Annotated in this window: 23 protein-coding genes and 2 pseudogenes; 13 read left to right on the top strand and 12 right to left on the bottom strand. The window is 71.7% G+C overall.

The window, feature by feature from the left end; genetic code table 11:
* Nucleotides 1-315 precede the first annotated feature (315 nt).
* A complete protein-coding gene (locus tag R2B67_RS05900; RefSeq protein ID WP_317816761.1) occupies nt 316-1,887 on the bottom strand; it encodes an alpha/beta hydrolase in 1,572 nt (523 codons plus the stop codon).
* 207 nt (nt 1,888-2,094) lie between these two features.
* Nucleotides 2,095-2,523 (bottom strand): hypothetical protein, encoded by a 429-nt coding sequence (locus R2B67_RS05905; RefSeq protein WP_317816762.1) that lies wholly within the window; start codon nt 2,521-2,523, stop codon nt 2,095-2,097.
* Nucleotides 2,524-2,660: 137 nt separating this feature from the next.
* Between R2B67_RS05905 and R2B67_RS05910 the strand changes: the two are divergent.
* Together R2B67_RS05910 and R2B67_RS05915 are read left to right on the top strand one after the other, a co-directional pair.
* Nucleotides 2,661-3,213 (top strand): annotated as a pseudogene (locus tag R2B67_RS05910) (mycothiol transferase).
* Between the two features lie 63 nt (nt 3,214-3,276).
* Entirely contained in the window at nt 3,277-4,110 is an 834-nt protein-coding gene (locus R2B67_RS05915) for an NAD(P)H-binding protein (protein WP_317824786.1), read from the top strand.
* A 21-nt stretch (nt 4,111-4,131) separates the two neighbouring features.
* On the opposite strand, the gene R2B67_RS05920 is transcribed toward R2B67_RS05915, so the two are convergent.
* Complete coding sequence (locus tag R2B67_RS05920) at nt 4,132-5,697, bottom strand: variant leucine-rich repeat-containing protein (RefSeq protein WP_317816763.1); 1,566 nt, start codon at nt 5,695-5,697, stop codon at nt 4,132-4,134.
* Between the two features lie 173 nt (nt 5,698-5,870).
* On the opposite strand from R2B67_RS05920, the gene R2B67_RS05925 reads away from it, so the two are divergent.
* Entirely contained in the window at nt 5,871-6,341 is a 471-nt protein-coding gene (locus R2B67_RS05925; protein WP_317816764.1) for a hypothetical protein, read from the top strand.
* 92 nt (nt 6,342-6,433) lie between these two features.
* Nucleotides 6,434-6,580, top strand: coding sequence for a hypothetical protein (locus R2B67_RS05930; RefSeq protein WP_010072536.1), 147 nt, complete (start codon nt 6,434-6,436; stop codon nt 6,578-6,580).
* 106 nt (nt 6,581-6,686) lie between these two features.
* Here the strand turns inward: R2B67_RS05930 and msrB are convergent, their stop codons facing one another.
* From msrB to R2B67_RS05950, 4 genes are all read right to left on the bottom strand, one after another.
* Nucleotides 6,687-7,094 carry a peptide-methionine (R)-S-oxide reductase MsrB gene (gene msrB / locus R2B67_RS05935; RefSeq protein WP_030562242.1) on the bottom strand — a complete coding sequence of 136 codons (408 nt, stop codon included), beginning with the start codon at nt 7,092-7,094 and terminating at the stop codon, nt 6,687-6,689.
* Between the two features lie 50 nt (nt 7,095-7,144).
* Entirely contained in the window at nt 7,145-8,545 is a 1,401-nt protein-coding gene (gene murC / locus R2B67_RS05940) for a UDP-N-acetylmuramate--L-alanine ligase (RefSeq protein WP_317816765.1), read from the bottom strand.
* 66 nt (nt 8,546-8,611) lie between these two features.
* A complete protein-coding gene (locus R2B67_RS05945) occupies nt 8,612-9,064 on the bottom strand; it encodes a hypothetical protein (protein ID WP_018514530.1) in 453 nt (150 codons plus the stop codon).
* 217 nt (nt 9,065-9,281) lie between these two features.
* Complete coding sequence (locus R2B67_RS05950; protein ID WP_317816766.1) at nt 9,282-10,079, bottom strand: pyrimidine reductase family protein; 798 nt, start codon at nt 10,077-10,079, stop codon at nt 9,282-9,284.
* A gap of 37 nt (nt 10,080-10,116) precedes the next feature.
* On the opposite strand from R2B67_RS05950, the gene zapE reads away from it, so the two are divergent.
* The 5 genes and pseudogenes from zapE to R2B67_RS05975 all read left to right on the top strand — a co-directional run bounded on the left by zapE (nt 10,117) and on the right by R2B67_RS05975 (nt 15,142).
* Nucleotides 10,117-11,211 (top strand): cell division protein ZapE, encoded by a 1,095-nt coding sequence (zapE, locus tag R2B67_RS05955; protein ID WP_317816767.1) that lies wholly within the window; start codon nt 10,117-10,119, stop codon nt 11,209-11,211.
* A gap of 110 nt (nt 11,212-11,321) precedes the next feature.
* Entirely contained in the window at nt 11,322-11,747 is a 426-nt protein-coding gene (locus R2B67_RS05960) for an OsmC family protein (RefSeq protein WP_317816768.1), read from the top strand.
* A 138-nt stretch (nt 11,748-11,885) separates the two neighbouring features.
* The gene (locus tag R2B67_RS05965; protein WP_317816769.1) at nt 11,886-13,298 is read left to right on the top strand and encodes an alkaline phosphatase PhoX; all 1,413 of its coding nucleotides are present in this window, start codon (nt 11,886-11,888) and stop codon (nt 13,296-13,298) included.
* Between the two features lie 87 nt (nt 13,299-13,385).
* Entirely contained in the window at nt 13,386-14,240 is an 855-nt protein-coding gene (locus R2B67_RS05970) for a polysaccharide deacetylase family protein (RefSeq protein WP_317816770.1), read from the top strand.
* Nucleotides 14,241-14,334: 94 nt separating this feature from the next.
* Nucleotides 14,335-15,142: pseudogene (locus R2B67_RS05975) on the top strand (IS5 family transposase).
* Nucleotides 15,143-15,147: 5 nt separating this feature from the next.
* Here the strand turns inward: R2B67_RS05975 and R2B67_RS05980 are convergent.
* The gene (locus R2B67_RS05980) at nt 15,148-15,549 is read right to left on the bottom strand and encodes a DUF6896 domain-containing protein (RefSeq protein ID WP_317816771.1); all 402 of its coding nucleotides are present in this window, start codon (nt 15,547-15,549) and stop codon (nt 15,148-15,150) included.
* Between the two features lie 90 nt (nt 15,550-15,639).
* On the bottom strand, nt 15,640-16,353 hold the full coding sequence (locus R2B67_RS05985; protein WP_317816772.1) for a restriction endonuclease: 714 nt from the start codon (nt 16,351-16,353) through the stop codon (nt 15,640-15,642).
* A gap of 297 nt (nt 16,354-16,650) precedes the next feature.
* Between R2B67_RS05985 and R2B67_RS05990 the strand changes: the two genes are divergently transcribed.
* A complete protein-coding gene (locus R2B67_RS05990; protein ID WP_317816773.1) occupies nt 16,651-17,622 on the top strand; it encodes a GNAT family N-acetyltransferase in 972 nt (323 codons plus the stop codon).
* 21 nt (nt 17,623-17,643) lie between these two features.
* Here the strand turns inward: R2B67_RS05990 and R2B67_RS05995 are convergent, their stop codons facing one another.
* Nucleotides 17,644-17,844, bottom strand: coding sequence for a hypothetical protein (locus tag R2B67_RS05995; RefSeq protein WP_317816774.1), 201 nt, complete (start codon nt 17,842-17,844; stop codon nt 17,644-17,646).
* Nucleotides 17,845-17,870: 26 nt separating this feature from the next.
* The gene (locus R2B67_RS06000) at nt 17,871-18,545 is read right to left on the bottom strand and encodes an AIM24 family protein (protein ID WP_317816775.1); all 675 of its coding nucleotides are present in this window, start codon (nt 18,543-18,545) and stop codon (nt 17,871-17,873) included.
* Nucleotides 18,546-18,617: 72 nt separating this feature from the next.
* Here R2B67_RS06000 and R2B67_RS06005 point away from each other — a divergent pair, with 72 nt between their 5' ends.
* Entirely contained in the window at nt 18,618-19,376 is a 759-nt protein-coding gene (locus R2B67_RS06005; protein WP_317816776.1) for a peptidyl-tRNA hydrolase, read from the top strand.
* Between the two features lie 92 nt (nt 19,377-19,468).
* Here the strand turns inward: R2B67_RS06005 and R2B67_RS06010 are convergent, their stop codons facing one another.
* A complete protein-coding gene (locus R2B67_RS06010) occupies nt 19,469-20,311 on the bottom strand; it encodes an NmrA/HSCARG family protein (RefSeq protein WP_317816777.1) in 843 nt (280 codons plus the stop codon).
* Between the two features lie 153 nt (nt 20,312-20,464).
* On the opposite strand from R2B67_RS06010, the gene R2B67_RS06015 reads away from it, so the two are divergent.
* Together R2B67_RS06015 and R2B67_RS06020 are read left to right on the top strand one after the other, a co-directional pair.
* Nucleotides 20,465-21,211 carry a DUF4142 domain-containing protein gene (locus R2B67_RS06015; RefSeq protein WP_317824787.1) on the top strand — a complete coding sequence of 249 codons (747 nt, stop codon included), beginning with the start codon at nt 20,465-20,467 and terminating at the stop codon, nt 21,209-21,211.
* Between the two features lie 110 nt (nt 21,212-21,321).
* Nucleotides 21,322-22,662 carry an MbnB/TglH/ChrH family RiPP precursor modification enzyme gene (locus tag R2B67_RS06020; protein WP_317816778.1) on the top strand — a complete coding sequence of 447 codons (1,341 nt, stop codon included), beginning with the start codon at nt 21,322-21,324 and terminating at the stop codon, nt 22,660-22,662.
* Nucleotide 22,663 lies beyond the last annotated feature (1 nt).

Raw genomic sequence — 22,663 nt, forward strand, 5'->3', positions numbered from 1 at the left:
TGCGCATGCGTTTCCCCGACGAAGGCGGCGGCGCGGACCCCGTTTCGGTGAGCTGCCCACGACCGGCAGGTCCGCGTGATGCGCCCGGACGGGAATCGGCACCGATCGTGTCAGGAAGGCATCCGGCGCGGCAGCCCTGACAAGGCGTTACGCTCGCGAGCCACTCCCCCGGGTGACAGGTGTGCGGCCCTCTGCCGAAGTCGCTGGAGATCTCGGGCGGTCTGCTGACAAGTACGGGCTGTCCGGCCGGAGACCGGACAGCCCCACAACAAGATCTTCCGCAACTCCTCTACGAGGGGATACGTCTGCCGGCGCTCAGCGGCCGGAGAAGGGGAGGCGGGCCGGTGCCGTGGCAGGGCTCGGCGAGGCGGAACGGGAGTCGGCCGCGGGGAGCGGGTCGGCCGCGCAGGTGACGTCCCGGGCCGGAAGCCTGCCGGTGGTCAGATAGCGCGTGGCGACAGCGTCGGCGCACGCGCTGACGCCGAGCGAGTACACGCCGTGGCCCTGCCCCTCGTCCACGGTGACGAGCCGGGAGCCCTTCAGCGCCCGGCGCAGGCCGAGTGCGGTGGCCAGGGGGGTCTGCGAGTCCCATTCGTTCTGGACGATGAGTGCGGGCACCCTGTTGTCGATCTTGGTGGCCGCTTCGACGGGACGGTCCCAGTAGGCGCACGGGAAGATGTTCGAGACGGAGTCGCCGTACAGCGGGTAGCGGACGCTGTCACGCCGGGAGTCGGCTCGGTAGACGGCCGGGGCGGTGGGCCAGCGGGTGTCACCGCACACGATCGCCAGGTAACTCGCCAGCTCGTTGTCGGTCGGCACGAAGGTCGGGAAGGTGGGGACGGGCTTGCCCGCGGCGGCGTCCCGAAGCAGCCCCAGGGTCCTGGCGGCGACGGACGGGTGGGTGAGCTCCCAGCGTATGTACTCGCGGACCTCGGCACCGTCGAACCTGGTCCCGCCGAGGTCGAGCGGCTCCCGGTCGGCACGCGCCACGATGTCCCAGAACAGTCCCTCGACCTCGGCGGGAGTGTCACCGAGTCCGTACCGTGCCGAATGACGAGCGGTCCAGTCCGTCCACCGGTCGAACGCGGTCTCGGCCTGTTCCGCCCAGGACTGCCCCATGCCCCTCCAGATCCGCTTGGGGTCGACCGCGCTGTCCAGGACGAACCGGTCGACCCGTCGGGGGAACAACTGGGTGTACACAGAACCGAGATAGGTCCCGTACGACAGGCCGAAGTAGGAGATTCTCCGTTCCCCGAGGGCCGCGCGGATGAGGTCCATGTCGCGTGCCGTGTTGCGGGTGGTGATGTGCCGTAGCGTCTCCTTGTTGCGGTCACGGCACCGGTCCGCGATGTCGCGCGCCCACGCGACGTCCTTGGCGAACGTCGCGTCCTTGTAGGGGCGGTACGTCAGCCGTTCGTCGGCGGTGGTCGTGCCACAGGCGAGCGGACTGCTGGCGCCGACCCCGCGCGGATCGAAACCGATCAGGTCGTACCGGTCCTTCACGGACTGCGGCAGAAGACCGCTGAGCGCCAGGGGGTAGAAGAGCCCGGAACCGCTGGGGCCCCCCGGATTGAAGAACAGGACACCGCGGCGCTCGGCCGGGTCGGCGGCCTTGATCCGCGACAGCGACACGTCGATCCTCTTGCCGCCCGGCTTGCGGTGGTCCAAGGGCACCTTGAGGGTCGCGCACTCGACGGTGGCGGGGATGTCACCGCCACAGCCCTGCCAGGTCAATGAGGAGGGGGCAGGGGCGGCCGCCGACGAACCGGGACCAGTCGCGGGACCAGTCGCTGGCGCAGCCGTGGCCGCGGTGCCGAGGAGTGCGGGGGCGAGTAACGCGGCGACGCACCAGGCGATCTTGGAGGTCGCTCTTCGTCTCAGGAGCAAGGGAGTGCCTTCGTTCGCTGGGATGGTGAATGGCGCTCAGCGGCCCGGAGAGACGGACCACTGAGCAGATCGCTGGACAGGCTAACGGCCTTACGGATCAAGAGAGTTCGGATACGCAATTTCAGCGGGGCACCTTGGCCGGGGGGTGCGGTGCCTTTACGGAGGAGACGAGGGGCGTCGCGAGCGGGGTCGGATCGGCCCCACCGGTCAGCGGTCGTCAAGGTGCCGCCCGAAGGCGGCTTCGATGACGGCGGGCAGGTCGGCCTCGGGGACGGCGGCGCGCACCTGGTCGAGGACGTGCGGGAAGTCGGCGTCGTCGATGGCACCCATGTGCTCCTGGCGCAGGTCGTGAATGACCGCCACCAGTTCGGGCCGCAGCCGTATCCAAGCGCGGGGCGTCCGGATCTCGGCGTCCACCCGGTCCATGAACCACCGCATGACCTCGTACGGAATGTCCGGATGCGGCCCTCGGGAATCGAAACAGACCGTCGGTTCGCGCGCCGGGTCCTCGTCGGGGACCATCGCGGTCACGCGGGTTCGTCGATCCCGGACGCGGTCCAGTTCCAGGTACCAGGCGTCGTCAGGTACGGAGTACATCTCGGTGATCGCGTAGTCGCCGCCCGGGTCCGCGAACATCGGCCTTGGGCCCTTCTCTCGACTCTCTCGATCGAGCCGTCTCCTCAACGGACCGAGCCGTTCAGGCTTCTGTCCCGGCGCGTGCCGACGGCGGCCGCAGACCGGGCCCGCCGACGGCCCACGGCAGGCTCAAGCCCATGATCGATGATTTCGCGAAAGAGTACCTGCACAACGATTTGCGAGAGATCCGCGAGGTGATGCCCTGGAAGCCCGACGGACTCGGCGAGTCCGACATCCGCCGCCCTCTGACCTCGACGGGCACCAACCTTCTCGGCTTGGTCAAGCACCTGTCGATGGTGGAGTCCAGGTACTTCGGCGAGGTCTTCGACCGGCCGTTCGCCGACCCTCTGCCTCGGTGGAACGATGCCGAGGAACACGGTGCCGACATGTGGGCAACCGAGCACGAGACGCGCGCCGAGGTCGCCGGGCGTTACCGTCACGCCTGGGAGCACTCGGACGCGACGATCACCGCCCCTCGCCATCGACTCGCCCGGCCACGTGCCCCGGTGGCCACGCCCCGACGTGAAACTGTTCAACAGCCTGGTCCATGTGCTCACCGAGACAAACCGGCACGCGACTCCACATCGCGACGCGACCTTCTGGGAAGCCCTGCGCGCGAAGATCGAGCGAGCCGCCGAAGCTGCCGCCACCCAACCCGATCACGCCGGTCCCCATACCACCTTTACCTGAAGCATGGTTGAGGTCCTATCGTCATGTCACGTTGATCACCACATGACGGCGGGAGAAGACCCCATGATCCTTGTGACCGGCGCCACCGGAAACGTAGGAAGCGCCCTCTTGAAGGAGCTCCAGCAGTTCGGAGCCGGACCGTTGAGAGGGCTCACCCGTGACACCGCACGGGCCGCTTTTCCCGTAGGAGTCGAAGCCGTTGAAGGCGACTTCGCTCGGACACCCTCGCTGGAGCGCGCATTACAGGGGGTGCGTTCGCTGTTCCTTCCGTCGGGCATGGGCGCAGACGCCGAGATCCTCGATGCCGCCCGGCGAGCGGGTGTGGAACACGTTGTGCTGGTGTCCTCCATCACCGTCCAGACCCATCCGCATCTGGGCCCCGCCGAAGAGAACCTGACGGTCGAAGATCTGCTCAAGGCCAGTGGCATGGCGTGGACGATCCTGCGGCCGACACAGTTCGCCTCGAACGCCCTGTGGTGGGCTGATGCGATCCGTGCACACGAGACGGTCCGCGTGCCCTATGCGGACGTCGGCCTCCCGACGATCCACCCCGCGGACATCGCATCGGTGTCCCGGCTGGCGCTGACCGAGTCCGGCCACCGGGGGCGGACGTATGCGCTGACCGGTCCGGAGCGGATCACACCCCGGCAACAGGCCGGGGCCATCGCGGCAGCGCTGGGACGGGAGGTGCCGTTCACCGAGATCAGCCGGGAGGCGGCCCGCCGCCAGATGGCCGCCTTCCTGGGCTACGAGGCGGCGGACGCGGTCCTCGACGTGACGGGCGGCGACGTCAACGACGAGCTGCTCACCGTGCGCGACACCGTTTCCCGGATCGTCGGTGCCCCGGCCAGGACGTTCCGGCAATGGGCCGCGGAGAACGCCGCCGCCTTCCGCTGAACGGCCCGACCCTGAGCACGTTCATCCGTACCTACCGAGCTGCCTGCTCTCCTGGTCCCGGCCGAGCACGCGCCTCTGCTGCACCAGCTCCAGCATCACGTGCGGCGGCAACGACGGGTTGGCGGCTGCCGCTTCCGCCACCTGGGGGTCGGAGTCGTCGAGCAGGCCCACGATGACCGGTGGCGGGAGGGCAGGATGCCGGGCAGCGACGGGCCGCGCTCGTCCGTTCTCCAAGCAGGCGAGCAACGCCGGAGCCGTCGCGCGGCGGTGCCGGGCGATCTCCCGGAGTGCCTTCTGCGTCGGCGGATCGTGCAGGGCCAGTTCCTCCAGCAGCTCCGACGGCGCGTCCGGGTTGGCGGCGACCTGGGCGAGGACCCGGATGCCGTGCCGGCCGGCCATGGAGCGCAACTGAGCTGCGGAGAGGCCCGGGTGCGGGGCGATGGACTTGACCACCTTCGCATCGGGGTCGGCCGCCAACGCGTCGCGTACACCGGCCGGAAGGTCGCGCCGCCGGGCCACGAGCATCCGTACGGCCGGGTGGGGTGACCGGGCCAGTTCCTCGGTCTCGGTGGCGGAGGCGGAGGCGATCCTCGGCAGCAGGGTTTCGCCGGTCTTCGTCGTGCCGGCCAGGTGTGTGAGCACGTCCAGGGGGACGCGGGGGTGGTACGCGAGGCCGCGGCGCACGTCGGGGTCGCGGTCCTGGGCCAGTACGCGGATCAGGTCGTCGTCGATCGCGGGGTTCGCGGCGAGGTCTGCCCGTACACCGGGGACAGGGTCCGCGGCGAGCCGTCGGCACACCGCCGGCGGCAGGTCCGGACGGGCGGCCAGGGCCCGGCGCAGCAGGAGGGAGGGGTGTTCGGCGAAGTGGACGGCTGCCCCGGTCGGGGTGGCCGGGTTCTGAAGGGCCGCCAGCCCTGTGTCGTGGGTGACGGACTCGTGGGAGCCGTCGCACGAGGCGCCCGGGAGCAGATCGCAGTCGGGCCTCGGGCCGTGCGGATCGTGCGTGAACGGAATCTCCTCGCGGTCGCAGACCAGGCAGTGGAGCGCGGGAGGCAGTCCTGCGCCGGTGATCAGTGCCGCGAGTGTGCCCGCAGGTGTCGCCTCGTTCGCCGCCACCGCGCGTCGGACCTCGGCGTGGGGGTGCTGGGCGAGCCGGGCGGCCACCTCCGGAGTGGCCCACCACGCCAGCTCGGCGGCCACGTGGACGTCCGGGTCCGCGGCGAGCCGCTCCACCACATCGTGCGGAAGCCCGGGGCAGGCGGCCAGCTTCGCCCTCCGCTCCCCGTCCGGATCCGCTGCGAGGAGACGCGCCCACTCCGGGCGGCCTGCTCGTCGGTCGAGCAGGGCCAGGGCGGCCTGCGGGTGCGTCACGGGATCGATGTCGGCGGCGGTCAGCCGGCCCTCGTACACGAGCCGCACCGCGCTGTCTCCGGCGCGGGCCGCCAGCGTGACCGCTCGGTCCCGGCCGAGATCCGGACGGCAGGCGAGGATGTCGGCGAGGTCGTCGTCCGCGAGCGCGATCAGCCGGTCGACCGCCTCGGGCGGCAGCGACGGGTTGGCGGCGAGACCGTGCAGAACGGGGGTCACGGACGCATCCTGCCGGTACCCGGGCCGGTGGGCCCGCGAATTTCAGGTGCGGGGCCCGGCCGGTGCGGGGCACAGCCGGTCCGGGGGCCGGTGCCGGGCGGGTAACGTAATGAGGTACTGATTGTGACTCGTGGGCCTCCTGGCGGGCTGCGTGAACCCCAGGAGGAGCCGATATGACGACCAACCGCGGACGCAAGGACGTCATCCGCGACCGGATGGCCGCCACCGGCGAGTCGTACAACGTCGCCGCCCGCAACCTCAAGGCCATGAAGGACACCGCCGCCACCCGCGACGCCGTCCTCGTGCAGCGCTGGACCCCCGCCGACAGCTTCGACGTGCCCTGTCCGTGCGGCGGGACCTGCGAGCCCGGTGAGACCTGCGGCCACTGCCACGCCCGCCACCGCCATGTGAAGCGCTACCCGGGCTCCACCACCGAGGTCGAGACCTGGGCCGACCGCTACGAGTGCACCGGCTGCTCCTCCTCGTACACCCTGACCGTCCACCTGGCCGGGCGGCCCTGGGGCGTCGCGGAGACGGTCGTGCAGGGCGGGTCGGCCGAGGAGGTCGTGCAGGCGACCGTCTTCCCCGGGGTCATCCACCCGCTGCTGCGCTCGGAGGCGGCCGAGGACTCCCAGCAGCGGTGAGGCCAGCCCCTCGGTGAACATCCCGTCACCGTGAGCGTGCGGTCGGCCGTTTACGGGGTAGGCGGGAGGCAGGCCCGCCCCGAGGAGGAACCATGTCCCGCCTGATCGCCCGCATCACCCAGTTCACCCGCAGCCCCCAGGGCCGACGGACCATCGAGTCGGCCCGCCGCGCCGCGGCCGACCCCCGTAAGCGCGCCCAGGCCCGCAGCCTGTTCGGACGGTTGCGCGGACGCCGGTGACTCCGGCGCTTCGGCGGACGGCCGGAGCGGTGCCGGGAGGCGTACGCAGAAGATGCCCGCACAGGTCCCCCCGTGCGGGCATCTTCGCGTTCCGTCGTCGTCCGGCTCAGCTCTCGTCCGGTGCCAGGGTCAGCGAGATCGAGTTGATGCAGTAGCGCTGGTCCGTCGGGGTCGGGTAGCCCTCGCCCTCGAAGACATGGCCCAGGTGCGAGCCGCAGCGGGCGCAGCGGACCTCGGTGCGGACCATGCCGTGCGTGCGGTCCTCGATCAGCTCGACCGCGTCCGTGTCCTTCGGGTCGTAGAAGGACGGCCAGCCGCAGTGCGACTCGAACTTGGTGTCGGAGCGGAACAGCTCCGCCCCGCAGGCCCGGCAGGAGTAGACGCCCGCCGTCTTGGTGTCGGTGTACTCACCACGGAAGGCGGGTTCGGTGCCGGCCTGGCGCAGGACCTGGTACTCGGCGGGGGACAGCTCCGCCCGCCACTGCTCGTCCGGCTTCTCGACGTCGTACGGCACGGCTCGCTCCTCAGCTCGACAGATGGTCGCTCGCTCCGGTCGCCCCTCGGCTACCGGGCGCTCGACAGGTGGTCCAGGATGCGCGGGCCGAGGTCGGTGACATCGCCCGCTCCCATGGTGAGAACGAGATCACCGGGCTTGGCCATTCCCGCGACGGCGGCGGGGACGCCCGCCTGGTCGTGGACGGCGGTGACCTCGGCGCCCGCCGCCTTCGCCGCGTCGATGATCAGGGCGCTGCTGATGCCGGGGATCGGGTCCTCCCGGGCCGGGTAGATGTCAAGGACCACGGAGGCGTCGGCCAGCGCGAGGGCCTGGCCCATCTCGGTGCCCAGCTCCTGGGTGCGGGAGAACAGGTGCGGCTGGAAGACGACCAGGATGCGGGCGTCGGCGGCGGCGCCGCGCATGGCCTCCAGGTCTGCGGTCATCTCGGTGGGGTGGTGCGCGTACGAGTCGATGACCTGCACGCCCGCCGCCTCGCCCTTGAGCTGGAGGCGGCGCTTGACTCCGGTGTACGAGCCGAGGGCCGAGGCCAGGTTGTGCGCCGGGATGCCGAGGGCGACCCCGGCGGCGAGGGCGGCGACCGCGTTGTGGGCGTAGTGGCTGCCGGGGACCGAGACGGTGAAGGTGAGGAACTTGCCGTTGAGGAGGACGGTGACCTCGCTGGTCAGGCCGCGCGGGGTGACCTTGTGGACACGGACGTCGGCGTCCTCGGCGGAGCCGTACGTGACGACCTTGAGGTCGGCGAGGTCGCGGACCCGGCGGGTCAGCTCGACCGCGCCGGGCTGGTCGGCGGAGATGACCAGGGTGCCGCCGGGGACGATCTTGCCGACGAACGTCTCGAAGGAGTCGTAGATCTCGTCCATCGAGGCGTAGTTCGCGTGGTGGTCCAGCTCGACATTGAGGACGATCGCGACCTCGGGGTCGTACTTCTGGAAGCTGCGGTCGCTCTCGTCCGCCTCCGCGACGAAGATGTCCCCCTCGCCGTGCGTGGCGTTGGTGCCGGGGCCCTCCAGGTCGCCGCCGATGGCGTACGAGGGGGCCAGGCTCAGCGAGGAGAGGGCGACGGCCAGCATCGACGTGGTGGTGGTCTTGCCGTGGGTGCCGGCGACCGCGATGGCGCGGAGGCCGTTCATCAGGGAGGCCAGCGCGTCGGAGCGGTGGACCACCGGGATGGCCAGCTCGGCGGCGCGCAGCAGCTCCGGGTTGTCGGCGCGGATGGCGCTGGAGACGACCACGCAGGACGCGTCGTCGGCCAGGTGCCGGGCCTCGTGCCCGATGTGCACGGTCGCCCCCAGCGCCCGCAGCGACTCGGCGGTGGCGGATTCCTTGGCGTCGCTGCCCGCCACGTTCGCTCCACGCTGGGCGAGGATCTTCGCGATGCCCGACATTCCGGCGCCGCCGATGCCGATGAAGTGCGGTCGTTCCATGGCGGCGGGAATGCCGGGTGCCATCTGTGCTCCCTCAGAGATTCTGGGTTCGGACTGCGGCCGAGGGCCAGCCCGGACCGCGGCTCCAGCCTATTCGCTGTGCGCGAAGAGCTTGAGCACCGGGACGCCGACCTTGTGCCGGGCCCGTGAGGCCCAGTCGCGGTGGAAGAACTCCTCCACATAGTGCGGGGCGGTCAGAACGATGACCTCGTCCGCGCCCGCGTCGTCGACGACGGTCTTCAGCTTGTCCAGGGGGTGGTCCTCGATCACCTGTCCGACCGCTTCGGCGCCCGCCTCGCGCAGGGCCCGTAGCGAGTATTCGAGGCCGATCTCGGCGGGTTCGCGGGCCTCCTTGCCCTCCGGTTCCTCGCCCTCGCGGACGGCATCCCTGAGCTCCCCCATCGCCACGTCGTCGATCGCGCGCAGCAGGACATCGGCCTGGTCGCCGCGCGGCTGCAACAGAACGACGAACGAGATCCGCTCCTCGCCGTGGAGGGTGGTGACGAAGTCCACGTCCTCGGGAGTGAGCGGCTTCTCGATCATCAAAACGCTTGTGAACACGACAGGCGCCCTTCCGCTTCTGCGTCTCGCCGACAGCCGGCTCGGCCGTCGACGGTCGTTTGCTGAAACCATCCTTCCCCGTGCTTCCACGGGGACTGCAGAGGTAAGTGTGCCCAGCCGAAGCTAAGCGGAACGAATAATTCCGCTAAGTGTCCCCGCACTGGTGACCCCCGCGCGCCTCCGTCGGTCACCCGGCTCCTTACCGCCGGTACCGCCCGAAGAGGAACCCGTCCTCCTCCAGCAGCGACGCCAAGGCGAAACGTTCCGGCACGATCACTCCGGGGCCGCCCGCGATGCGCTGCGCGTCCCCGGCCGTGAGCATCGGGGAGAGCGTCAGGCAGAGCTCGTCCAGCGCCCCCGCCGCGACGAACTGGCCGAGCAGCCGGGGCCCGCCCTCCGTCAGCTGCCGCCGCAGCCCCCGGTCCGCCAGCTCCCGCACCGCGCGCGCCGGGTCCACCCGGGTGCCCTCGCCCGCGATCACCACCTCCGCGCCCGCCTCCCGGGCCGCGGCGATCCGGTCGGCGGGAGCCCCGGAACCGGTCACCACGAGGGTCGGGACGAGCGGCTCGGTGAACAGCGGCAGCGAGAAGTCCAGGTCCAGCGAGCCGGTCACCACCGCGACGGCGGGCGCGGGGCCCTGCCCGGCCGCCGCCCGCCGCGCCGCGAAGGCCTCCCGGGCGCGGGCCGGACGGTACCCCTCCAGACGTACGGTCTCGGCTCCGGCGATCACCACATCGGCCAGGGCCCTCAGGGTGCCGAAGATCCGCATGTCGGCGGCGCAGGAGATGGGCTGCGAGCGGCCGTCGTGCTGGGCGGCGCCGTCCAGGGTGGAGACCATGTTGGCGCGCAGCCAGGGGGTCCCGGCGGGGAGGTCGGCGGGGTAGGCGTACGCGTCGGCCAGTTCGTCGAGGCTCCACTCGCGGTCCGTGAGCAGCCCCGAGGGGTCGGGGGCAGCGGCTGTTGTTGTCAGGTCCGTCACAGGGAACAGGCTTCGCATGGGGTGCAGTCTGGCACGGGCCTTAGGGTGGAGAGTTGTGTCGTCCTCCACCGCGTTTCCGGGGCAGAGCCCCCTTGCCGAAACGGCCCCGCTGTCCCTGTGCGCCCGCGAGCCGCGCGTCCCCGCCGACCGTCTGGTGGCGGAGATGGTGCCGCCGCCGCGCTTCGATTCGGTGCGCTTCGACACCTACGTGCCCGACCCGAACCAGCCCAGCCAGAGCGAGGCCGTGACCGTGCTGTCCGGCTTCGCGGCCGGGCTCGGCGGGTCGCACGCGACGGGTTCCGGGCGCCGCAAGTGGTTCGGAAGCAAGAAGCCAGCCGCACCGGCCGGGCCGCGCGGGGTGTATCTCGACGGCGGGTACGGCGTCGGCAAGACCCACCTCCTCGCCTCCCTCTGGCACGCCACGCCCGCGGAGCCGTCGCTGAAGGCGTTCGGCACGTTCGTGGAGCTGACGAACCTGGTCGGTGCGCTCGGTTTCCAGCAGACCGTGCAGACGCTGAGCGGGCACCGGCTGCTCTGCATCGACGAGTTCGAGCTCGACGACCCGGGCGACACCGTCCTGGTCTCCTCACTGCTCAGCCGGCTGGTGGAGCACGGGGTGGCGCTGGCCGCGACCTCGAACACGCTGCCGGGCAAGCTCGGCGAGGGCCGGTTCGCCGCCGCCGACTTCCTGCGCGAGATCCAGGGCCTGTCCGCGCACTTCCGGCCGCTGCGCATCGACGGTGAGGACTACCGGCACCGCGGACTGCCCGAGGCCCCGCCGCCGTACAGCGACGAGCAGGTCACCCGCGCCGCGTACGCCACGCCGGGCGCGTCGCTGGACGACTTCCCGGGGCTGCTCGAACACCTGGCGCGGGTGCACCCGAGCCGGTACGGGGCGCTGACCGACGAGCTGGGCGCGGTCTGCCTGACCGGGGTGACGGCGGTGCCGGACCAGTCGACGGCGCTGCGCCTGGTGGTGCTGGCCGACCGGCTGTACGACCGCGAGGTGCCGGTGCTGGCCTCCGGGTTGCCGTTCGACAAGCTGTTCAGCGACGAGATGCTGAACGGCGGGTACCGGAAGAAATACTTCCGGGCGATCTCGCGGCTGACGGCACTGGCGCGTGACGCGAAGGGCCTGGTGGCGCAGTAGGTTCGGGGGGTGACAACGGGTGCCCGTTCGGCGGCGTGCCCGTAACTCCGTTCGCGTACAACCGCGTACGGCTCCCGTACCACCGCATACACCGTTTGAAGGGATCCAGCATGGCTACCACGCGTCAGGCCCACACGAACTGGGAAGGCAACCTGCTCGACGGCAAGGGGGTCGTCACCCTCGACTCCTCCGGCATCGGTGAGTACCCCGTCTCCTGGCCGGCCCGCTCGGAGGCGGCGAACGGCAAGACCAGCCCGGAGGAGCTGATCGCGGCCGCGCACTCCAGCTGCTTCTCGATGGCGCTCTCGCACGGGCTCGCCGGGGCCGGCACTCCGTCGACCCGGCTGGAGACCAAGGCCGAGGTCACCTTCCAGCCCGGCACGGGTATCACCGGCATCCACCTCACCGTCGTGGGCGAGGTCCCCGGCCTCGACGAGGCCGCCTTCGTGAAGGCCGCCGAGGACGCCAAGGCGAACTGCCCGGTCAGCCAGGCGCTGTCGGGTACGACGATCACGCTGTCGGCCTCGCTGGCCTGACCCTCCGCGTCGGCGGCCCCCCTCCGGGCCGTCCCAGCGGCAACACGAGGCGCGGGGGCGCGCATGGTTCCCCCGCGCCTCTGTGCGTGCTACACACATGCGGGTCACGTCACCTGTCCGCCAACAGGGAGTTGCCTCATGTCATCCGAAACCCGGAACACAGCGACCGCAGCGACCGCGACGACCGCCCCCCGGAACACCGCGACACGGCGTCAGGTCCTGGCAGGCAGCGGCGCAGCGGCCGCGATCGCCTTCACCGGGGCCTTCTCCGAACTCTTCGCGGGCACGGCAGCCGCCCGCGGCCACGGCGGTCACGGCCCCCTCGTCCCCGACCCGGACGGCCTGCTCGACCTGCCGAAAGGTTTCCGCTACCGGGTGCTGTCCCGGGAGGGCGACCCGCTGCGCTCCGGCGAGGGCAAGGTGCCGAGCAACCACGACGGCATGACCGCCCTCGCGGGCCGCAACGGCCGCGTCCACCTGGTCCGCAACCACGAGAACCGCCACACGGCGAAGATCGGCGTCCCGACCGTCGCGGGCCTGACCTACGATCCGGCGGCCAAGGGCGGCTGTACGTCCCTGGAGCTGGACGGCCGGAACAAGGTGCTCGGCGAACGGGTCGCCATCGCCGGTACGGCGGTCAACTGCGCGGGCGGGCCCACCCCCTGGCGCACCTGGCTGACCTGCGAGGAGACCGAGGACAAGGCCGGGACCAACGGGTACACCAAGGACCACGGTTTCATCTTCGAGGTGGACGGCGCCGACCCGCGCCGCACCGGGGCGGTCCCGCTGACGGCGATGGGCCGCTTCCAGCACGAGGCGATCGCGGTCGACCCGAAGAACGGGATCGTGTACGAGACGGAGGACGCGTTCGACAAGCCGTTCGGCCTCTTCTACCGCTTCCTCCCGGAGAAGCCGCTCGGCGGCACCGGTTCGCTGCGGGCGGGCGGGGCGCTGGAGGCGATGCGGGTGCCGGGGCTGCCGGACCTCTCCGTGGTGCAGGAGACCGGGGCGAGCTTCGACCGGGTCGAGTGGGTGCCCGTACCGGACCCGCTGGCGGCCGAGACCCCGATCCGGCTCCAGGACTTCGGCCCGAAGGGCATCACGCACGCCCAGAAGCTGGAGGGCTGCTACTGGGGCGGCTCGTCCGTCTACTTCGTCTCCAGCTACGCCCGCAGCGACGAGGGCTCGGCGGCCGACCACTACGGCCAGGTCTGGCGGTACGAGCCGAAGAAGCGCCGGCTCACCCTGGTGGTGGTCTTCGGCCCGGACACCGACATCCGGCTCCCCGGCGAGTCCCCGGACAACATCTGCCTGGCCGCCGACGGGGGCCTGATGGTCTGCGAGGACGGCGGCGGCGCGCAGCACGTGCTGGGGGTGACGCGGCGGGGCGAGGTCTACACGATGGCGCGCGGGCGGCAGAACATCGGGACGCCCGAGGAGCCGGAGTGGGGCGAGTTCGCGGGGGTGACGTTCTCGCCGGACGGCTCGACGATGTACGTGAACTGCTACACGCCGGGGACCACGTTCGCGGTGACGGGGCCTTGGTGCTGAGGCGGCGACACCGGAGCGCCGAATAGACCCTAAAAGAAGAATGTCAGATATTTTCCGTAAGTGATCACTACTGCACGGAAACGGAAGATGACTGTCCTGATGGCCGCGGGGGTGGTGATCGGTGGCGCCTTGGCCGGGTGCGGGGGCGCCGCTCCCGCACCCGCCCCCGTACCCACCCCCACGTCTCCCGCCTCCGCCGCTCCCGCGCCGCCGAAGAAGCCGCCCACCATGGCCCCCGGCCCCGCCGGGCGCACCCCGGTCTTCGAGCGGCGCCCGACAGGCGGCGGCGCGGCGGCGAAGGATGCCGCCGAGAAGGTCGTCGCGCTCACCTTCGACGCGGACATGACGGCCGATCAGGGCCCCCGCGCGAAGGCGGGCGAGCGCTTCGACAACCCCGAGCTGATCGCGCTGCTGCGGCGGCTGAAGGTGCCCTCGACCGTGTTCATGACCGGGCGGTGGGCTGAGGAGTACCCGGCGCAGGCGAAGGGGATCGGCACGGACGACCTGTTCGAGGTCGCCAACCACTCGTACAGCCACTACGCCTTCACCGCCGACTGCTACGGCCTGCCGGTGGTCGCGAAGGACGCCATGACCCGCGACGTGGAGCGGGCCTTCTCGGCGTTCCGGCAGGCCGGGGCACGGAACGTGGTGCCGTACTTCCGTTTCCCCGGCGGCTGCTACGACGACGCGGCCCTGCGCGCGCTGGGCCCGGCGAACGTGACGGCGGTGCAGTGGGACGTGGTGAGCGGCGACGCGTTCGCGACGGACGCGGGGGCGGTGGCCGAGCAGGTGTTGGACGGGGTGCGGCCGGGGTCGCTGGTGGTGATGCACTGCACGCGCAGCGCGGCGCCGGTCACCGCGGAGGCGATCAGCAGAATCGTTCCGGAGCTACGGAAGCGGGGCTACCGGTTCGTGAAGGTGTCGGAGCTGATGGAGGGGTGAGGGGGCTGCCCCCCTCACCCCCTAACTGATCGTTTCAGAATGAGTTGAGCTGCGGGTCTTGTGCTCGACGATCTTGGTCGGCAGGGTGTCCGAGGTGCGTGCTGATCTTGTTCCTGACGACCTGTGGAAGCGGGTGGCCCCGTTGCTGCCGCCTGCTCCCGAGCGGCGCCACCGGCATCCCGGGCGGTTGCGTGTTCCTGACCGAACAGCACTCGCCGGCGTCCTGTTCGTGCTGCGGACCGGTGTCGCCTGGCGGGACGTCCCGGCGGAGACCGTGGGCTGTTCCGGCGTGACGGCCTGGCGCCGGCTGCGGGACTGGACCGAGGCCGGCGTCTGGCCCCGCCTCCACGCCGCCCTGCTGACCGAGCTGCGACGCGCCGAACTACTGGACCTGGACGACTGTGCTGTGGACGGATCGCACGTCCGGGCCCTCAAAGGGGGGACCACGTTGGACCCTCACCCGTCGACCGCGCCCGCCCCGGCTCCAAGCACCACCTGATCGTCGACCGGCACGGAACCCCACTTGCCGTCACGCTCACCGGCGGCAACCGACACGACGTCACCCAGCTCCTGCCCCTGCTCGACGCGGTCCCGCCGATTCGGGGAGCCCGGGGACGCCCCCGCCGCAAGCCCCGACGTCTGTACGCGGACCGGGGCTACGACTTCGACAAGTACCGCCGACTGCTGTGGAAGCGGGGCATCAAGCCTTGATCGCCCGACGCGGCGTCGCCCACGGTTCCGGACTGGGCAAGGTGCGCTGGGTCGTCGAGCGCGCCTTCGCCTGGCTGCACCAGTTCAAACGGCTCCGCACCCGCTACGAGCGACGCGCCGATCTCCATCAGGGCCTGCTCGAACTGGCCTGCAGCCTCATATGCCTCCGCCGTCTGCGGACATCATCCTGAAGCGATCAGCTGGCTACGCTGAACCACCCCGGCCGCACCTCGGTCAGAAGCGGTTGCAGCGACCGCACTGCGGACCGCAGGTCCTCATCCGTGACGTCAACAGCCTCCGGCAGGCTCAGCCCATACCAGCGCAGCCGCCAGAGGTCGAAGACTTCACTCCCGTCGGCTTCGAAGTCCACATCAACCTCAGTGCCGTTGCCACTGACGAAGCGGCAGCCCGCCCCATGAACCGTGTAGGAGTAGGTACCGATGTGCCCACTCCGGCTGATCCGGCGCGAACGGGCCAGGCCAAGGACGTCTGCCAGCCGCTCAAGCGAGGGGATCGCCACCCTCATGGCCTCATCAATCGCGTTCAGAGCACGGACGTAACCGAGCACGAGGTCTCGCGCAGCCCCAACCCGTTCCATACGGCGTCACCCCCTGAGCCCGTGGCTGAAGGGATTGTTCCATGGACCGCCAGCGTCTCCGCAGGACGGCATTCTGAAACGATCAGTAAGTCAGGACAGCGGGCTCGGGCTGCGCGGCGGCGGTACGGCCCGCAGGATTTCCCAGAGAGGCCGGCCGCCGGCGGCCCAGGCGGCGAGGGTGGTGCGGTCGACCAGGTGCAGCCGCTGGGACTGCGCGAACTCCACGGCGGGCCTGGAGAAGCGGCCGTTGGTGACGAGGACGATGACGTCGCCCCGGTGCACGGGCCGGCCGGTGCCGTTGAGGACATGCAGATCCGGGGTTCCGACCGGAGTCCCGGCGGCACCGGCCTTGCGGTGCTTGCACTGGATGACCCAGCGGCGCCCGTACGGGTCGGTGGCCTTGACGTCGGCCCCGTGGTCCCCGGCGCCGCCGACCTGGACGGCGTCGGTGCACCCGTCCCGGAACATCAGGTCGCGTACGGCGTGCTCGAACGCCCGGTGGTGCAGGTGGTCCAGCTGCTCCACCTGGTATCGCAGGGCCCGGGCGCGCTCCCGCTCCTCGCGGAGCTGTGCGGCCCGGCGGCGGTGCCACAGGAAGCCGCCCGCCACGGCGAGGGCCAGGGCGACGACCACGACCCACCGGTTCGCAGCGACCCAGTCGAGCAGTCGGCCGACCACCCACAGGGCGATGACCAGGGGGATGAGGACCGCCGCCGGGTGCCGTTGCGGCCGCTTGCCCGACCGTTGCCTCTTTCGCGGCCGGGAGGCGGCACGGCGGGCCGGAGGACGGCGACGGGCACTCATCGGCTGGAGTCGGAGACGCCGGTGACCAGCTGCGTCACGATGTCGAGGAGCCCCTGCCCGTAGATGGTCAGCATTCCCACCTGCCTCTCCCCCGATCACCGACGTCCGTTTCTAACGCGGGCGGAGCGACGCCGTGCCGGGATCGGAGGGAGTTGGCGCTTTCCGGTGCTGTCCTGGCCGGATACGACGACCGCGTCGGACCAGACCTCGCAGCGGACTTCACGGTCTCCAGGTGCGGGCGGCATGCTGCTGGTTCACGTACCGAACGCTCGTCACGAACCTGGAGAACGAGGCCTCATGTTCACCCTGCCGCTCGGCGACCGTGCTCAGCTCCGCCCCTTGGAGCCCCGGCAGGCTCCGGAGTTCCTGGCCCACGTCGACCGGGCCCGGGCCACCGTCGGCCCGTGGATCCCCCGGGCCTCCCTCAGCACCGACCTCGCCTCCGCCACGGCCACGCTCCAGGGCTTCGCCGACCGGCGGGCCGCCGACGGCGCCCGGGTCCACGGCATCTGGCTGGACGGGACCCTGGTCGGCGGCGCCACGTTCACCAGCTTCGACGCCGCCCCCGGAGTGGGCGAGGTGGGCTGCTGGCTGGAGCGGGCGAGGGAAGGGCAGGGGCTGGCCACGCGGGCCTGCCGGGCGCTGATCGACCGGGCCTTCAGCCACCACGGGATGAGCCGGGTCGAAGGGCGGGCCGCCTCGGGCAACGCCCCCGGTATCGCGCTCGCCCGCCGGCTCGGCATGCGCCGTGACGGTGTGCTGCGGCGGCACTCCGTCCACCAGGGAGGACGGCGCGACATCGAGGTGTGGTCGGTCCTCGCCGAGGAGTGGCCGGCCACCGGTGGCACGTCCGAGGCCGCCGTCCGCGCCGAACTCGACCGGCTGATGGGCGTGTTCGTCGGCGCCTTCACCAACACGGGCGGCAGGCGGCCGGACCTCGGCGTCATCCGTGACGTCTTCGTACCGGAGGGGCGGATCATCGCGAACGTCGGCGACGAACCCGTCATCTACGACCTCGACGGGTTCATCGCCCCACGCCAGAAGATGCTGACCGACGGGACCCTGACGGAGTTCTCCGAGTGGGAGGTGGCCGAGCGCACCGAGGTCTTCGGGTCGATCGCCCACCGGTTCAGCGAGTACCGCAAGTCCGGCTACCACCGAGGCGAGTGGTTCGAGGGCGGCGGCCACAAGACCACGCAGTTCCTCCGCACCCCCGCGGGGTGGAGGATGTCCTCCCTGGCCTGGGACGACGCCCCCGCGAAGCCCTGAGAGCCGTGGCCGGAGCAGGGCTCAGCCGGAGCAGGCCGAGCGCCCCGCCTCCTGCCAGGCGCAGACCGGGCAGAGCGTGGCGCCCCTGGCCGACTCGGGGTACTCGGTCGGCTCGCGGCACAGCACGCACTCCGCGAACGGCGGGCCCGCGTCCGCTTCCGGGCCGACGGGGGCGGGTGCGGGGGCGGGTGCGGGCGTTGCGCAGTACGAGGCGTCGTCCATGTCCACGAGCCTACGTAACGCGGCCCTCAGTTGGCCGTCTTCTCGGGCCGGGCCTCGCTGGGCCGCACGATGACGAACCCCTCGCCCTGGAGCATCAGCTGCACGGCCTCGCCCGAGCCGCCGCGCACCATCGACCCGACGCTCTGCGAGCGGTGCAGGGTGGTCGTGAGCTGCTGGCTCCAGCCGACGACCGCGTCCGTGTCCACGTACACCGGCTGCGCGCCCGTCACCGGGATCACTATGGGGGTGCCCTCGCACATCAGGCCGATCTTGCCGTACCCCGTGAAGACGCTGTTGAAGAGGCCGCCCCCGATCATTCCGGCGCCCTTCACCGTCTTGATCTCGTACGAGAGGGTCGCGTCGAAACAGAGGACGTTGCGGCCGTTGATGGTGATCTGGTCGCCCTGGTCCATCTCCAGGATGAAACAGTTGGCGGCCTCGTGCGCGAACCACGCCTCGCCCTGACCGCGTACGGCCATGAGCGCGAGGCCCTCGCCGGTGACCGCGCGCTTGAGCATGCCGCCGATGCCCTGGCCCTTGCGCTCGAACTGGAGGTTGCCGCGGAAGGCGATCATCGAGCCCTGGCGGGCGTGCATCTCCCCGTTGACGGCGTATTTGATCGACTTGGAGTTCTGCAGGGTCATACCGGGGGCGGTGGCCGGCTGGGCCATGTGCTCGCTGGAAAAGAGATCGCTCTTCATGCGGAGCATCCTCACCCGGACCGGCCCCGCAAGCCAAGGGAGGTGACACCCGCCGCCTGGCAGACTGGGACGGTGAGCAGCGACGACACCTCCCAGAGCCCCGCCCGCGAGACCGCCCCGAGCCCCTTCCACCACGGTCCGACCGACCGGGACGCGGCCCCGCAGTACGTGCTCCCCCTCGTGGTGCACCTGGAGAAGACGGCCCCGCCCGCCCGGACCGACGCCCTGCGCACCGCCGCCCGCGCGGTGCTCACGATCCTGGCCGACGAGCGGTCCACGGGCGAGGGCGAGTGGGCCGGGGCGATGCGGGACTGGGAGGACGCCCGCATCCGCAAGGTGGTGCGCCGGGCGCGCGGCGCGGAGTGGCGCAAGGCGGCCGCGCTGCCCGGGATCACGGTGACGGGCGGGAGCGCGGAGGTACGGGTGTACCCGCCGATCCCCCTGGACGGCTGGCCCAAGGAGCTGGCCAAGCTCCAGGTGTCGGGCACCGACCTGGACGACCCCGAGCCGCCCGCCACCCCCGACCCGGCGGGCCCGGTGCTCTGGCTCAACCCGGAGCTGGAGATGTCGGCGGGCAAGACGATGGCGCAGGTCGGCCACGGCGCCCAGCTCGCCTGGTGGGAGCTGTCCGACACCGAGCGCAAGGCGTGGCGCGAGGCGGGGTTCCCGCTCTCCGTGGCCACCGCGACCCCGGAGCGCTGGCGTGAGCTGACGGCGAGCGGCCTGCCGGTGGTGCGCGACGCGGGGTTCACCGAGATCGCCCCCGGGCCGACGGTGGTGGCCGAAGGGCACCACCGCGTCGGTTCCCTCCCGCCCGCGCAGCGGCCGTAGGGGCGGGCTGCCCCGCCCGGCGCCGGCCTCGCGTGCGGCCTCCAGGGGCCGGGACCGGCCGCGGTGCTTCCCGGAGACCCGCTCGCGCCGGGTCAGGACGTGCCGAGGCGCTGGGCGAGGAACTGCTCGAACGTCAGCAGCCCCGGGTGCAGCTCACGCAGGGCCGGGATGTCCGCCTGGTAGCCCTCCTCGGCGAACCACGCGAACATGCGCTCCCCGATGGGCGTGGCCTCCAGGCGCGAGGGCGTGCCCGTGATCCGCTCGTAGACCTCGGCGACCTGCGGGAAGGTGATCTCGTCGCCCGCGAGCTCGGTCTCCCTGCCGATGAACTCGGCAGGCCGGTCGAAGGCGTCGGCCGCGAAGACACCGATGTCGTCGCAGGCGATGAACTGCATCGGCTTGTCCGGCTCGACCGGCAGCGACATCACCCGCTCGCCCTCGACGTCGGCGAAGTGGAGCAGGTTGTTCATGAGGAACACGGGCCGCAGGATGGTGGCCGGGAGGCCGAGCGCCTTGATGTGGCGCTCGATCTCGGCCTTGCTCTCGAAGTGGTCGATGCCCGTCCCACGCTCGGCGCCGCCCACGGAGCTGTAGACGAAGTGGGTGACGCCGGCCTCCTTCGCCACGTCGGCGACGGCCTTGCCGTGACGTACCTCGGCGGCGAGCGTCTCCGGCTCGCAGGCGAGCGCCTGCACACCGAAGATGCCGTAAACGCCCTCGGCGGCGGTGCGCAGCGAGGCGACGTCCTCGAGATCCCCCCGCACCAGCACCGCGCCCAGCTCCTTGAGCGCCTGGGCCTCGGGCTTGTCGGGGTCACGCACGAGTGCGCGCACCGACCAGCCCCGGGACAGCAGTTCGCGAGCCGTCGCGCCACCCTGGTTGCCGGTACCACCGAGGACGAGAATGATCTTCTGGTCGGGGCGGGCCGGGACCATGGCCCCGTCGCAGCTGAACGTTCCCGCGCCCGATGACGTATCTCCCGATGCCGCCCCACCGGCACCACCGCCAAGTAGCCTGCGGGACACGCCGGTCGGCGGTTGACTGACGCCTGATCAACGCTGTCACGCTTCGTCCCGGGAGACACCTTGTTGCGACGCATCAACGGAACGGCCCTCATCATCGCGGCACTGGTCGCCACGGTGGGCGCACTCGCCTTCCCCGTCTGGTCCTACGCGGACCGCTTGGGCACCGGCGAGGCGAATCTCAACGCCTCCAGCGTCGCCACCCAGTGGGGCCCGCTCTCCGCGACCGACCGGGACTTCCTGGTCAAGGTGCGGCTCGCCGGGCTGTGGGAGCTCCCCGCCGGGCAGCAGGCGATCGAACGGGCGCCCAGCGAGGCGACGAAGGCCGCCGGGGACCACCTGGTCGTCGGCCACACGGACCTGGACCGGCGGGCCCGGGACGTGGCGGCGAAGCTCGGCGTCGAGCTGCCCAACCAGCCGACCGACCAGCAGCAGGCGTGGCTCAACGAGCTGACGGCGGCGAGCGGGGACGAGTACGAGCGGAAGTTCGCCAACATCCTGCGGGCCGCCCACGGCAAGGTCTTCGGCCTGATAGGCCAGGTCCGGCACACCACCCGCAACACCCTGATCCGGCAGCTCGCCAGCGACGCCAACCAGACCGTGCTGGACCACATCACCATGCTGGAGGGCACCGGCTTCGTCGACTTCGACGCCCTGGCGCGCGAGGCGGCCGGCGGGTCCACCGCCAGTCCCTCGGGGCCGTCCATGCCGCAGGGTGGACAGGTGCCGCCGGTCCCGGTACCGGTGACGCCGACCGGCGACCAGTCCTTCACCTCGCGCCCGGTGCCGCCGACGATGCCTCCGATGCCGTAACGACACCGAAGCACCGGAACCTCAAATCCTCCTCTGAACGTCCCACGGTTCGGGTTGGACTCCGCTCGCCGGGGCCATCACCCCGGGACGGAGCGGAAAAGGGGGACACCATGAAGCTGGGCATCGGAATCGGCTGGCGGCCGGAGATCGCGGCCGAGGTGGAGGCGCTCACGGGGGTCGACTGGGTCGAGGTGGTGGCGGAGAACCTCTGCGCCGACCACCTCCCGGACTCCCTGGTGCGCTTGAGGGAGCGGGGCGTGACCGTCGTACCGCACGGCGTGTCGCTCGGCCTGGGCGGCGCGGACCGCCCGGACGCCGAGCGGCTCGCCGGTCTGGCGGCGCGGGCCGATCTGCTGGGGACGCCGCTGGTGACCGAGCACATCGCGTTCGTCCGGGCCGGGGGGCCGCTGACCGCGTCGCCGAGGCTGGAGGCCGGCCACCTGCTGCCCGTGCCGCGCACCTGGGACGCGCTGGAGGTGCTCTGCGAGAACGTGGCGATCGCCCAGGACGCGCTGCCCGTGCCGCTGGCCCTGGAGAACATCGCGGCGCTGGTCTCCTGGCCCGACGAGGAGCTGACGGAGGGGCAGTTCCTCGCGGAGCTGGTCGAGCGGACCGGGGTGCGGCTGCTGATCGACGTCGCCAACCTGCACACCAACCACGTCAACCTCGGCCAGGACCCGGCGAAGGCGCTGGACGAGCTGCCGGTGGAGGCGATCGCGTACGTCCATGTGGCGGGCGGCGTCGAGAAGAACGGCGTCTGGCACGACACCCACGCCCACCCGGTCACCGCCCCGGTGCTGGACGTGCTGGCCGAGCTGCGCTCCCGCGTCGACCCGCCGGGCGTCCTGCTGGAGCGCGACGACGCCTTCCCGCCCGGCGCGGAGCTGGCGGCCGAGCTGGAGACGATCCGGGGAACGCTGCGGGCGGCGGGCGAGCTGGAGACCGGCCGAGCCACGCTGCGGGCGGCGGGCGGCCCGAGCGGGGTCCGTACGGGGACCTGGACGGGGACGACCGCCCCGCCCGCGCCCGCCCCCGCGCGCCCCGGAGCCCGTGACCGTACCGCCGTCGCCCAGACCGCACTGCTCTCCGCGCTCGTCGCGGGCACCCCGGCGCCCGAGGGCTTCGACCACCGGCGGCTGCGCGTGCAGAGCCGGGCGCTGGCCGCCAAGCGCGCCGATGTCGTCGCCAAGGTGGCGCCCGAGCTGCCGGAGATCCTCGGCGACGGCTACCGCGCCGCCTTCCTCGACTACGCCAGGGCCCGCCCGATGAGCGACGGATACCGGCGCGACGCCCTGGACTTCGTGGAGCGGATCCTGGTCCACGGCGGCCTCGCCGACCCCGTGGCGCAGCGCCGGCTGACCCACTGGTGGGAGGACCGCTCCGGGCCCCGCCCGCCGAGCCGGACCACCCGTATCGTCCGGGCGGCGCGTGCCGCCCTCGCAGGGAAGTGAC

This window comes from Streptomyces cyaneofuscatus (assembly GCF_033109485.1).
Taxonomy (GTDB): domain Bacteria; phylum Actinomycetota; class Actinomycetes; order Streptomycetales; family Streptomycetaceae; genus Streptomyces; species Streptomyces cyaneofuscatus.